Origin of the sequence: Paenibacillus rhizosphaerae, assembly GCF_014192015.1 — a bacterium.
GTDB lineage: Bacteria > Bacillota > Bacilli > Paenibacillales > Paenibacillaceae > Paenibacillus_AQ > Paenibacillus_AQ rhizosphaerae.
The window spans coordinates 90,052-101,756 of record NZ_JACHXJ010000004.1 but is presented as its reverse complement, the minus strand read 5'-3'; the positions used below and the strand labels follow the sequence as shown (position 1 = coordinate 101,756).

Here is an 11,705-nt window from a genome sequence, read left to right as displayed (position 1 = left end):
TCCTGCGAATGAATAGAGAGCTCGTTAGGCGTGAGCCTTCTCCTTCAGCCGGACGGTCTTCAGTGCCTCGCTCCAGGACACGAGCTGATCAAGCATGGCGTGAACCGCCGCCTCCTGATGGGCTCCCGGCTTCAGGACCGTGTAATTTTCAAAATCGGTATGCAGGGACAGTCCCACCTGCGCGCGAACGTCGGCTACCATCAGCTCCCCAAGGATCAGACGCAGCGCCTCTGCTGCTCGCGAGCCTCCGCCGCCGCCATAAGCCACGATGCCTGCGGCCTTGTTGTTCCATTCATGGTACAAGAAATCGATGGCGTTCTTCAGCGCACCGGGAATCGACTTGTTGTATTCGGGAGTCACGAACACGTAGCCGTCAAACTCGGCGATTTTCTTCGACCACGCTACCGTATGATCTTTGGTGTACTGTCCCATGATCGGGGACATCGGCTCATCGAACAGCGGCAGCCGGTAATCCACGATATCGATCAGTTCAAATCTGGCGTCGCTCCGCCCGCTTGCGATTTCATGCACCCAGCGGCCGATCGCCTCCCCGTTCCTTCCGGGTCTGGTGCTTCCAATAATGATTCCAATGTTGGTCATGATTTGATTTCTCCCTTCCATATCCCAAATCGTTTTTATCATCAGAATGACAGCAAGCACTTACTGTCACTCTGGGTGCACTTCATGGTTCCTTTGCTAGCTGACCCTCCATAAGCTGTCCAGCCCTCGGCTCCCTACTTACTCGATCGTTGCCCCAAAAGCGGCCTCGACCGTAAAGTAATCGCCTTCCGCCACTTCGATCAGATCTTTGACCTTATCGTAATGTGTGGAGAAATCCGCCTGCTTGAGCCAGGTTTGATGTGACTCTACACTTTCAAAAAGAGTAACGGCTATGGCCCGGTCTCTATGCGATGCGCGCAAGAAGCGGCTTCCGAGCACGCCCTTGACACTGTCGCGCTCTGCAAAAGAATGCAGTTCCTCCGTCTGAACCCGAATGAATTCGTCCAGCTTCCCCGGCTTCACCTTAAATGTGTTGACCCAAATGACCGGCTGGCTGGCGTTATTACTCCCCCCCATCAGAAATCCCTCCTTAGATCAAACTGCAAATATCGCTCTCCAAAAATGTCCGTCAGTGCTTACTGTCATTTATGAATCCATCTTATTCCAGCATGCGGTGAATGTCAAGGAGTTCTATTAAAATTCTACCTCAGGATCCATCATGGGCTCGATAAAGGTTCTACTTTATACATTGTATAATGAAATCTATGTAAAGTTGCTCGCTTGTAATATTTATAGTATACATATGTATAGTGCTTTTTTTGATAGAACAGGATTGGAGGATGTTATGCAACCACGTTCCACAAAGAAGAAAATGAGCCGGCTCCGCAAGTGGATGCTCAGCATCACGGCCGTCATCGCGCTCCTGCTGATCGGAGTAGGCGGATTCCTTGGATTTTTGCATCATAAAGCGATATCAACCTTACATAAAATTTCGGCTGCCGCCGAATATTACGCACCCCAGTCCCAGCAGCAGGAACCGAGAGAGACTGTCAGCGAGCCGCCGGTTGAAAGCGTAACCGAGGCAGACATGAAGCCGATGACTTTTCTGCTCGCCGGAATTGACAACCGCGAAGGCAGCGGCGGGACGATCAATACCGATGTAATGATTATGGGTGCGCTGAATCCTGAAAAGAAATCGGCAAGCTTGTTGTCCATCCCCAGGGATCTAAAAATCAGCCAATCCCAGCTGGGGACGCATAAAGCCAACTACTATTACGCCCATTACTATATCAAGGACAAAAAGGCGGCCATGGCCGACACGAAGGAGTTCTTCGGCGATTTGTTCCATTTTCCGGTCGATTATATGGTGATGATCAACTTTGAAGGATTCCGTCAAATCATCGATGCCGTCGGCGGCGTGGATGTCGACGTCGACATGGACATGCGCTACAAGGATACGGCAGACGGCACGGATATCAATTTGCGCAAGGGCATGCAGCATCTGGACGGCAAGGAGGCGCTCGACTTCGTCCGGTACCGGAAGTCCAACGACGGATCGTCGCCGTCTTCGGATTTCGACCGGAACCGCCGCCAGCAGCAGGTGCTGAATCAGGTCCTGGACAAGCTTACTTCATTTAAAGGCGTCAGCCAATGGGGACAGGTACTTGACATTATCGGGGAGCAGGTCCAAACGGACATTCCTGCCAAGAATATGGAGCGGTGGCTCCTCAATTATAAAAAAATGAAACCGGATCAGATCCAGATGCAGACCGTGGAAGGCCAGTGGAAAAGCCCTTACGTGTATTGGAACGAGCAGCAGCTCAAAGACGCACTGACCGCCTTGGCCGGCGAGCTGGACCAAAAGCCGAAGAAGCTGTCAACACTCGGGAACCGCATCGGCCTGTATTCAGGGGAGTAACTCATCCGCCTTCCCGGAAAGTAAAGATTGGAATCCCCGACTCATACTCGCGTGAGCACCTTTAGCACCCTTAGAGGGTGTTTTTTTACACTCGGCGCTTGTCCAATACTGAAAGGGGCGGTCGGATCCGTATAGCTGCCCTCCTACGAGCGTCTCCCGGAAATCAACAAAGGGCCATTTGATCGTGGCCCTTTGTTGTTTGGGGTTTTCAAGCGATTATTGGGCAGCCGACAGCTCGCTTCCCGTAACCCACATATGGTTTGTGACCGGATTGCCGCCCGTCGTTGGCTCGTAATCCACCATATACACCGTCGTTTTCTCAGCGGAATCGATGGTGGCCTTGGCGCCCTTCATTCCAGGCATATGATCCGCCTCCAGAACGACCTCGTCACCGGGCTTGAACGGCTCGGCACCGGCGTTCTGGACCTCCTCGTGGATCACCCACTTATGGTTCGTCACCTTAGGCCCCCCGGTCGTCGGCGTATAGGAGACGGCATAAGCCGTCGTGTCATACGCACCGACGATGGTAGCCTTGGCGCCCTTCATCCCTTTCATGTGGCCGGCCTCGATGATCGCCTGGCTTCCCACTTTGAAGGCCGGATTCGCCGCTTCTTTCAGCCCTTCGGGGACTTCCCCGGAGCCGGAATGGTGCATCTCGTCCATCTGGTCCATGTTCATGTCCGAATCGTCCGCTGCGTGCTCGTGCTGCGACGGAGTCACGGATGCCGGTTCTGACGCGGTGTCATTGTTCTGGCACCCTCCCAGCAGCAGCATGGCCGCGGCAATGAGCATAAGCCATTGATTTTTCATCATATCAGCACTCCTCTTCGTCTTCAGAATGACTGTCCTCTTTCAATATACCCTAGTACCCTATACTATAATCATGAACATTTCATGACATCCATTGTGCCCGAAACATTTCCTTTTAAAACGCCGCGCGAATAAGGCAGCCGTTCTATCCGGTTCCATGAGGGAGATGTTAACGAGAGGGCCAGCCCGGCGGACAGGATCTTCATCCATAGAGTTGGTCGCAGTGTTCCAAACACAAAAAAAGCCCGCCATCCCTTCGGATGACGAGCCGCAAAAACCAACCTATAAAAGCGAAGATAACGAGGTCAGATCTTCCCCTCCAAGTAAGACAAATATTCGAATGCCGTCGTGCCGTACACATGCTTGTAGTGGCGATTCAGATGGGCGAGATCCACAAAACCGCAGCTGCTCACTGCCAGGTAAATATCCCGGTGCTTTTCGATCAGCTGCCGGGCCCGCTCCAAGCGGCAGTTCAGGAAGTACTGGTAGGGTGAGAGTCCGGTGTTGGCTTTGAAGGCCCGGATGAACTGGTATTTGGACATTCCAAACTCCCCGCTGATTTCGTCCAGGCGAAGCACATGCTCCAGGTTCTCATGAATCCGTTCTTTAGCTTTACGGGTGAACGACGGGGCCTTGATGTCCATCGGCCGCAGGATGTCCTGCGAAAAGTGGCCCGCAACCCGAAACAGCAGCTCACTGCATACATCTTCGGATTGGCCGCCGGCGACGGCACCCGACAGATCGAGAATGCTGCGCCGCAGCCCCTCATCGTATACGATGGGCTGAGAGAAGCGGAGCACTTCTTTTTTTCCCAAGGCCTCCAGGAACTGATCCGGGTGAATATAAAGCATCACATAATCGATGCCCGTGCGGTCCTGCGACCAGCCGTCATGCGTCTGCTCGGGATGAAACAGCATGACGCCGCTGGAGTGGGAGGACTGCAGGCTCCCCTCCAGGTCATACTGCTGAACGCCGCGGAGGGTGACGCCGAGCGCGTACTCTTCGTGGCAGTGCTTTTTGTACGTAAAATCGGCAATGCTCGCCGACAGTGCGGTAATGCCTGCTGCCTGCTTATACTCGAACCGTTCCATCCTCCGCTCACCCCCTCGCGATGTCCGTGATCCCGGATACCATTATGGCCGAGTATACCAAAAGCAGGGCGAAAACGGCATTCGAAATTTTTTGGTATTTTTGCAGAATCCCCTTGAGCAGTGTGCCGAACAGCCCCCAGGAAAAATAAGCGGCCACGCCGATCAGCGAGACCAATCCCACAAACAGGGCCAAGACCCATCCTGATGAATAATACGGCATGACGTAAATGGGAATGACGGTAATGGTGAACAGCACCACCTTCGGGTTCAAAAACTGCATCCAAAATCCCGACATAAAGGACGCCGTCTGCTTGGCCGCCGCCTTGGACACATCCATGCGGTAAATCTGGTAAGCCAGGTACAGAATGAACAGGCTTCCGGCGATCCGCAGCACCGTCAGGACGACGGGCATCCCCGTAACCAGCTCACGGTTCACCACGACCGAAGCGGCCACCAGCAACGAGTAAGCGATAGAAGCCCCGGCAATATATTTGGCCGCTTTCTTGAAGCCTTCCTGCCGGACCGCCGCCAAAATCACGATATTCGATGGTCCCGGCGTAAAGGTAACAATGACACAGTACAGCAGAAAAGAAGCAATGTTCATGTTGGATACTCCTCACACCATCGTTTTTTAGCATTATAGGGTGCGGAGCCGGTAAGCGGATAGTACATTATTGCAGGGGCTTCTTCAGCCGATCTCCAGAAGATAAAACCTATTTAATAAATATAACCCCATCCCTACAAAAGGACAGGGTTAACATCAAAGTAGTTAATCCATCAGAACCGGCATGAAGTCACTTCTGCACAATCTGAATAAGGTTGCCGCATGTATCGTCGAAGACGGCTATGGTGAGATCGCCCATTTGGGTCGGCTCCATTGTAAACTTCACGCCGTTTTCCAATAGCCGCTTGTACTCTGTATCAATATCCTCCACCCCAAACATCGTTGCCGGGATGCCATCAGCAAATATCTTCGATTGGTACTCTTTGGCGGCAGGATGGTCATTCGGTTCGAGTAAGAGCTCGGTACCGTTCTGCTCGTCGGGAGAAACAAGCGTGATCCACCTGTATTCGCCGACGGGCACGTCCTCCTTTTTTACAAACCCCAGCTTTTCCGAATAAAACTTCAGTGCCCGATCTTGGTCTGATACAAATATACTGGTCACAACGATTTTCATCCTTCTTTGCCTCCTTTGAAAGTTATGGTATTGGTGCTCTTGTTACAATCTGGTCCCATAAAATTACTTTACCCATCCTTCCAGCAAATGTTTAAGCGGCTCGTTGTTGAATATAATGACCCGATATTTCCCCTTTTTTTCTGTCTTGACGAGCCCCGCCTCTTCCAATGCAGCAAGATGTTTGGCAATCGCCTGCCGCGAAATGGAGAGCTCATGCTTCATAATGAGGCGTGCCGTCAGTTCATACAACGTCAGCTCGTTGCGATCGGATAGCTCGTCTAACATAAGCCGCCGAGTCGAGTCGCTAAGAGCTTTGAATATAGCGTCTTTGTCCCCGTTCATAAATCCATTATAAGCAACTTCAAGGTTGCATGTAAAGAATAAGCAACTGAAAAGTTGCGCGAATGAACTAGGTCAATACAAAAAACCGCGCCGAAGCGCGGTTAGGTGACAGCTGCACTGTATGCCATTAAAGCTCTGCGGTCTGCAGCCGCTGTGCTTGTTCTCGACCCGGGCGTTCGCCCTTGTCCAGCATATGGTTGATCGTTCCGATGAGTGCCGGCAGCCCGGCCAGCGTATCGATCGTAAAGTCGGCCCCGTTCGCCAGGAACGCCCGTCTCGTGCGCTCTATCGCCTCGTCCCGCTCATCCGCGGACAAGCAGTCGTATTCCTCCTGGCTCAGGCCCATCTCCGAGCTGCCGATGACGACGCCGACCGACCATACACCGGCCTGCACGCCTTCCTGGATATCGGAGGCCGTATCGCCGGCCTTGACGACCTTCCAGGATGCGGACAGCTTCAGATGCTCCATGTTGCGGAAAATCATGTACGGATACGGTCTGCCGTAAGATCCTGTTTCGTCCGGTGTGACAAGATGGTCGGGAAAGTACCCTTTGTCCCGTGCGCCCTGAGTGACGATGTCCATCATAGAACGCGTATACCCTGTAGTCGAGCCGATCTTCAGTCCGCCCGCCCGCAGTGCTTCCATCGCCTCGATCACGCCGGGTATCGGATCCGTATATTCGGAAAGGGAGGCCATCAGCGCAGGCTCAAACGCGGCGTACAGCCGATGCACATCCTCTTCGCTGAAATCCCGTCCGTACTTGTTCTTCCAGAGGGCAGAAATCCTCGGCATCGACAGCATAGCGCGGATGTGGTCGATCTTGAGCATGCCCATCGGTCCCCTGGCTTCCTCCATCGTGACCTCAATACCGGCCTGGCTGAAAATATCGACAAATACGTTCACCGGCGCAAAGCAGCCAAAGTCCACGGCCGTTCCGGCCCAATCCAAAATTACGCCCTCGATCCGGTTCATCGCTTCATCCCTCCCATATATTCCTCGATTATACTGCACAACTGCTTGATGTCCTCCTCATAAATCTCCCCGATGTTGCCGATGCGGAACGTATCGAAGTTCGTCAGCTTGCCGGGGTAGATCACAAAGCCCCTTTCCTTCACGTAGGCGTAAAAGTCGGCAAAGCTGAAATGCCCGTCAGGGAACAAAAACGTCGTAATGATCGGCGACTGCTTCGCCTCATCGATATAGGCGTGCAGCCCGATGCCAGCCAGCCGGTCGCGGAGCAGACGGTTATTCCGGCGGTAGCGTTCGAACCGGGCCGGGACGCCGCCCTCATCCGCCAGCTCGGCAAGCGCCTTGGCAAAGGCCGCCACGACATGGGTGGGCGAGGTAAACCGCCATTTGCCGTCCTTGTCCATGCCCTTCCATTGGTCGTAGAGATCCAAAGACAGGCTGCGCGCCGTGCCTTGAAGCTCCTTCAGCTTCTCCAGTCTGGCAATGACAAATCCGAAACCGGGTACGCCTTGAATGCATTTATTGGCGCTGCTGATCAAATAGTCGATTCCGAAGCCCGGGACATCGATCGCGATGCCGCCGAAACTGCTCATGGCGTCAATGATGAGCGTTTTGCCATACGCTTGGGACAGCGCAGCTACGGTTTCGAGCGGATTCAATATGCCCGTCGTCGTTTCGCAGTGAACCATCGCGATATGGGTAATGGAAGGATCGGCTTCAAGCAAGCCGCGAAGCTCCGTTTCGTCGGGATGCTCGTTATAGTCGATCCGATATTCCGCATAGTTCAAGCCGATATACCGCGCCATCTGGACGATCCGCTCACCGTAGGCGCCGTTCGTGATGATCAGCACCTTGTCCTGATCGGAAATGGCCGTGGTCATGACCGATTCGACCGCAAACGTGCCGCTGCCCTGCATCAGCACGGCGGTGTATTCTGCGGGATCAGCGCCGGCAATGCCGAGCAGCTGGGATCGGATCCGCTGCGTAATCGATTTATAGTCATCGTCCCAGGTGCAGCGGTCCAGAAACATTTCCTCCTTCACCGTACGGGTCGTGGTCAGCGGTCCCGGGGTTAACAGCTTGTATTGGTTCATGGGTAAGTCACTCCCTGCCGTGTATTGGGTTCATTCTTGGACGTCGTCATCTGTTATTTGGCATCGTTAAAAAACTTCTGGTGCTCTTCGAGGAGCTCCACCGTCAGCGGCTTGGCGAACTTCATCGATTGGGCTGGCTTGTTGACGTCTTCCACCGTCTCGCCTTGGTAGAGGGCGACTGGATAGTTCGTGATCAGGTCCTTGCGCGCATCCTTGATGATCGTCTCCGCCATTTTCATGGCGAGATCGGTCGTGGCGTTCTTCTTATCGACCACCGCGATCGATTCGGTCAGCGAGAAGTTGCCTTCCGACGGGTCGACATAGTCGATCGGCACTCCCGAGGCCTTGGCTTTGACCGCCTGGTGGCGCAGTCCGAAGCCTGCGGCAACCTCGCCGGCTTCGACTTTCTTGATCGGGCCGGAGCCCGAGCTCTCCAGATGCGGGCCGACGTTTGCGATCAGATCGTGCAGCACCTGCTTGCCTTCCGCTTCTCCGTACTGCGTGATGACGGCCTGCACGAGCAGCCAGCCGGTGGAGGAGTCCATAATATTCGGGATCGATACCAGGCCCTTGTATTCCGGCTTCGTCAGGTCCTTGATCGATACCGGCTTCTCCAATCCTTTTTGCTTCAGTACCTCGGTATTCACGAAGATCGATCCGGTATTGGCCAGGATCGGCGTATAGTAGGACGGATAGGAATCCATGACGTTAGTGGTAAAAGACAGGTCCTTGTACATGTGGTATTTGCTCTGCGAGCTGTCGATAAAATACGAGCTCATCGTGATGAGATCAGCCTCGATATCGCTTCCCTCCGCCATCAGCTTCCCGCCGAGCTCGGAGGTGCCGAGCGACTGCAGCACGTATTTGCCGTCGTAGCCGGCATTTTTCAGCGCGGTCTTCATGGCGGCCACCGCTTCTTCATCGCCGTTGGTGTAGATGACGACCTTCTTGGATTCCTCCGCTTTACTGCTGCTGCATCCGACCAGGGCGAATACGAGGCTGATGGCGAGCAGGGTGAGCAGAAGGCCTTTGAACGTTTTGGACTTGGACATGGGTTAATTCCCTCACTTCAGATAAATGATGGTAATGCCGGCTTACTGTCTGCTTTCGTGCTTTCCGAGGCCGTTCCGGGTCAATATCGATTTTCCGATCGCTATTGGCAAACGCTGCGCTTCTCCAAACCGATTTCGTCCCCTCCGCTGAGCTTGGCGAATGAGAAAATGATATGAAAACCAATTCAGATCGTGTCATTACCCGAAGGCGCAGTCTCCCTTGTGGCGAGCTAATCCCGGGCTCACCGCTGCACCGCCCTCCTTCTCTGCAATATTTCGCACAGCACCTTGATCATCAGGTTGGTTGCGAAGATCAGCATGGACAGCACGAAAATCTCATTAAACTTGGCAAAATGCTGCAGTTCCTTGATTTTGCTCGCCACCACCGACGTCTGGGCCGACACCAGAAAGATGATGCCGCTGATCGTCACCATCGCGTTGACGAAGAAGTATCCGAACATCTCGACCACCGTAGCGGCCGAATTCGGCAGCACCACCCGCCAGACGGTCCGCAGCCAGCTGTCCCCGAGCAGTTCCCCGGTCGTTTCCCAGGATGGGTTCATCCGCGAAAGGGCGTTTTTGGCCATCAGGTATGGCGTCGTAAACAAATGAATAATGTTGCACAGCACCAGAATCGTAAACGTCCCCTTCAGACTGCTCCCGTTCAGAAACAGCAGGTACGAAATTCCCAGCACCATGCCCGGCACCGTGTTGGTGATCATCGAGATGGTATCCGTAACTCCCCGCCATCGCAGGTTCGTGCGCACATTGAGCAGCGCGGCCGAATAAGCAGCCAGGGTGCCAAAGACGGATGTCAGCAGCGCGACCCACAGCGAATGCTTGTACACCCCTGTGAGATCTCCGGATTCCAGCACGCTCGTCACATGCTTGAAGGTAAACGTTAGATCGTACGGATATCCGTTCATCCACGGTGCGATAAACATGACCGCAAAGATAGAGAGCATGCCAAGCACGACCACCAGGGAGAGGACCCCGAAGCCCGTATCCCGTACGGGGTGCTTGGGCAGCGGCGTATCGGCCATTTTGTCAACGTGGAAATTGAGCTTCTCCAGCGCCTGCAGCAGCCAGATGCCGAACACCGCCGGGATCAGCATGACGATCGCAACGACCGCCCCCTGGTTAAAATCCGGGATGGAGCCGAGCATCACCTGGTACAGCTGTCCTGCCACGACCTCGTAGGTGCCGCCGACCGACGCCGGAATCCCGAAATCGGTAAAGCTCAAAATAAACGACAGGATCAACGCGCCGCCCAACGCTCCCGCCAACGGACGCAGCACCGTGTTTTTGAAGCTGCGCAGCGTGCCGTCCCCCATCAGCCTGGAGACGATGATGAACTTCCGGTCCACATAGCGGAACGCATTGTGGATCAGCAGAAAGGCCGGCGGCAGGGTGTAAATGACATAGCCGAGCAGCAATCCGTTGAATCCGTAAATTTCAAACCAGTTCCGTCCCGTGATCCGGGTGATTAACCCCTGGTTGCCGAAGGAGTACATGATCGCGAACCCGTAGGTAATCGTGGGCAGGAGCATCGGGAGCGCGACCAGAATTCTTACTGCGCCCTTGATGGGCCGGTACACGTTGGTACAATGAATACAATAAGCGAGAATAAAGCCAAGCACCGTCGTGATGAGTGCGGTCAGCGCCGATACTTTAACACTGTTCAGAATGGAGCGGGTCAGGTCCCGGTTGCTCCACACATCGGTATAGTTGGCGAGCGTAAAGCCCTGGTCGTTTTCCAAAGAGCGAATCAGCAGCACCACCAGCGGGATGAACAGAAACACGGCGAACAGCAGTAAGATCAGGATGAAAATCACCCGCATTTCAAGCTTGACTTTATGCATGAGCTGCACCAAAAAGCTGGTATATGTTCTGCCGTTTGATCTTCAGCTGCCGGATAATAAATTGTTCCACGAAAGCATCCGCCGGCTGCTGGATGATGTCCTGCGGCGTGCCGTATTGGGCGATTTTGCCCTGGTTGATGATCAGGATTTTGTCCGATAGGGTCAGCGCCTCTTCCGGATCGTGGGTCACAATGATCGTCGTCAGCTTGAACTCCCGCGCGATCGATTGAATCCGCTGCTTGATCGATTCCTTGATCACCCCGTCAAGGGCGCTGAGCGGCTCGTCCAGCAGCAGGATTTTCGGCTTGGTGACCAGCGTTCTGGCCAAGGCCACCCGCTGCTTCTGCCCCCCGGACAGCTCGCTGATTCTTTTTTTCAAATGGGGCCCGAGCTCCAGAAAATCAATGGTCTCCTGAACCTCCTCCTTGCTGATCCCCTTCTTGTTGCGAAGTCCGTATACGATATTGTCGTAAGCGTTCAAATTCGGGAACAGGGCATAATCCTGAAACACGATGTTGAAACCTCGCTTGTTCATGGGCACCCGGCTGATGTCGGTGCCGTTAAACAGGATCTTGCCTTGATCCATACCGGTTAACCCGAGAATAATGCCGAGCAGGGTCGTCTTCCCGCTTCCGCTCGGACCGAGGAGCGATACGATTTCGCCCGTTCCGATCTCGAGACTGATGTCTTCCAAAACTATCTTTTCGTCGAATTGTTTACGAATATGCTGCAGCTTGAGCAGACGGCTCACCTCCCATAAACACAACCCAAGTATAAGAAGCGAATGTCAATCCAAATCGGTCATTGTGTAAAACAAAAGTAAATTATGCATATGTTTTTCATATATTCTGACTAACTCTAATCGAAACAACAGGGAAAATGCGTGC

The 11,705-nt window shown here is 53.8% G+C and carries 13 protein-coding genes; 1 reads left to right on the top strand and 12 read right to left on the bottom strand.

Annotation, left to right across the window (positions count from 1 at the left end; genetic code table 11):
- Positions 1 to 24 precede the first annotated feature (24 nt).
- The gene (locus tag FHS19_RS22665) at positions 25 to 600 is read right to left on the bottom strand and encodes an NADPH-dependent FMN reductase (protein WP_183584095.1); all 576 of its coding nucleotides are present in this window, start codon (positions 598 to 600) and stop codon (positions 25 to 27) included.
- 138 nt (positions 601 to 738) lie between these two features.
- Complete coding sequence (locus tag FHS19_RS22660; RefSeq protein WP_183584094.1) at positions 739 to 1,077, bottom strand: antibiotic biosynthesis monooxygenase family protein; 339 nt, start codon at positions 1,075 to 1,077, stop codon at positions 739 to 741.
- Positions 1,078 to 1,345: 268 nt separating this feature from the next.
- On the opposite strand from FHS19_RS22660, the gene FHS19_RS22655 reads away from it, so the two are divergent.
- The gene (locus FHS19_RS22655) at positions 1,346 to 2,419 is read left to right on the top strand and encodes an LCP family protein (RefSeq protein ID WP_183584093.1); all 1,074 of its coding nucleotides are present in this window, start codon (positions 1,346 to 1,348) and stop codon (positions 2,417 to 2,419) included.
- Between the two features lie 216 nt (positions 2,420 to 2,635).
- Here FHS19_RS22655 and FHS19_RS22650 read toward each other — a convergent pair whose 3' ends face one another.
- From FHS19_RS22650 to FHS19_RS22605, 10 genes are all read right to left on the bottom strand, one after another.
- Positions 2,636 to 3,229, bottom strand: a complete 594-nt coding sequence (locus FHS19_RS22650) for a YdhK family protein (RefSeq protein WP_183584553.1) — start codon at positions 3,227 to 3,229, stop codon at positions 2,636 to 2,638.
- Between the two features lie 305 nt (positions 3,230 to 3,534).
- Complete coding sequence (locus tag FHS19_RS22645; protein WP_183584092.1) at positions 3,535 to 4,320, bottom strand: AraC family transcriptional regulator; 786 nt, start codon at positions 4,318 to 4,320, stop codon at positions 3,535 to 3,537.
- A 7-nt stretch (positions 4,321 to 4,327) separates the two neighbouring features.
- The gene (locus FHS19_RS22640; protein ID WP_183584091.1) at positions 4,328 to 4,924 is read right to left on the bottom strand and encodes a LysE family translocator; all 597 of its coding nucleotides are present in this window, start codon (positions 4,922 to 4,924) and stop codon (positions 4,328 to 4,330) included.
- A 190-nt stretch (positions 4,925 to 5,114) separates the two neighbouring features.
- Positions 5,115 to 5,498, bottom strand: a complete 384-nt coding sequence (gene glxB / locus FHS19_RS22635; protein ID WP_183584090.1) for a methylglyoxalase — start codon at positions 5,496 to 5,498, stop codon at positions 5,115 to 5,117.
- Between the two features lie 63 nt (positions 5,499 to 5,561).
- A complete protein-coding gene (locus FHS19_RS22630) occupies positions 5,562 to 5,840 on the bottom strand; it encodes an ArsR/SmtB family transcription factor (protein WP_183584089.1) in 279 nt (92 codons plus the stop codon).
- Positions 5,841 to 5,967: 127 nt separating this feature from the next.
- The gene (phnX, locus tag FHS19_RS22625) at positions 5,968 to 6,813 is read right to left on the bottom strand and encodes a phosphonoacetaldehyde hydrolase (RefSeq protein WP_183584088.1); all 846 of its coding nucleotides are present in this window, start codon (positions 6,811 to 6,813) and stop codon (positions 5,968 to 5,970) included.
- Positions 6,810 to 7,904, bottom strand: coding sequence for a 2-aminoethylphosphonate--pyruvate transaminase (gene phnW / locus FHS19_RS22620; RefSeq protein ID WP_183584087.1), 1,095 nt, complete (start codon positions 7,902 to 7,904; stop codon positions 6,810 to 6,812). Before phnW ends, phnX begins: the two co-directional genes overlap by 4 nt.
- 53 nt (positions 7,905 to 7,957) lie before the next feature.
- A complete protein-coding gene (locus FHS19_RS22615; RefSeq protein WP_183584086.1) occupies positions 7,958 to 8,956 on the bottom strand; it encodes an extracellular solute-binding protein in 999 nt (332 codons plus the stop codon).
- Positions 8,957 to 9,198: 242 nt separating this feature from the next.
- Complete coding sequence (locus FHS19_RS22610; RefSeq protein WP_183584085.1) at positions 9,199 to 10,818, bottom strand: ABC transporter permease; 1,620 nt, start codon at positions 10,816 to 10,818, stop codon at positions 9,199 to 9,201.
- Positions 10,811 to 11,560, bottom strand: a complete 750-nt coding sequence (locus tag FHS19_RS22605; RefSeq protein ID WP_183584552.1) for an ABC transporter ATP-binding protein — start codon at positions 11,558 to 11,560, stop codon at positions 10,811 to 10,813. Before FHS19_RS22605 ends, FHS19_RS22610 begins: the two co-directional genes overlap by 8 nt.
- Positions 11,561 to 11,705: the final 145 nt, after the last annotated feature.

Excerpts from the sequence above, each read along its gene's own strand:
- FHS19_RS22615 (WP_183584086.1), bottom strand. The coding sequence starts at position 8,956 with ATGTCCAAGTCCAAAACGTTCAAAGGCCTTCTGCTCACCCTGCTCGCC.
- FHS19_RS22665 (WP_183584095.1), bottom strand. The coding sequence starts at position 600 with ATGACCAACATTGGAATCATTATTGGAAGCACCAGACCCGGAAGGAAC.
- FHS19_RS22640 (WP_183584091.1), bottom strand. The coding sequence starts at position 4,924 with ATGAACATTGCTTCTTTTCTGCTGTACTGTGTCATTGTTACCTTTACG.
- FHS19_RS22655 (WP_183584093.1), top strand. The coding sequence starts at position 1,346 with ATGCAACCACGTTCCACAAAGAAGAAAATGAGCCGGCTCCGCAAGTGG.
- FHS19_RS22610 (WP_183584085.1), bottom strand. The coding sequence starts at position 10,818 with ATGCATAAAGTCAAGCTTGAAATGCGGGTGATTTTCATCCTGATCTTA.
- phnW (WP_183584087.1), bottom strand. The coding sequence starts at position 7,904 with ATGAACCAATACAAGCTGTTAACCCCGGGACCGCTGACCACGACCCGT.
- phnX (WP_183584088.1), bottom strand. The coding sequence starts at position 6,813 with ATGAACCGGATCGAGGGCGTAATTTTGGATTGGGCCGGAACGGCCGTG.
- FHS19_RS22660 (WP_183584094.1), bottom strand. The coding sequence starts at position 1,077 with ATGGGGGGGAGTAATAACGCCAGCCAGCCGGTCATTTGGGTCAACACA.
- glxB (WP_183584090.1), bottom strand. The coding sequence starts at position 5,498 with ATGAAAATCGTTGTGACCAGTATATTTGTATCAGACCAAGATCGGGCA.
- FHS19_RS22650 (WP_183584553.1), bottom strand. The coding sequence starts at position 3,229 with ATGAAAAATCAATGGCTTATGCTCATTGCCGCGGCCATGCTGCTGCTG.
- FHS19_RS22645 (WP_183584092.1), bottom strand. The coding sequence starts at position 4,320 with ATGGAACGGTTCGAGTATAAGCAGGCAGCAGGCATTACCGCACTGTCG.
- FHS19_RS22630 (WP_183584089.1), bottom strand. The coding sequence starts at position 5,840 with ATGAACGGGGACAAAGACGCTATATTCAAAGCTCTTAGCGACTCGACT.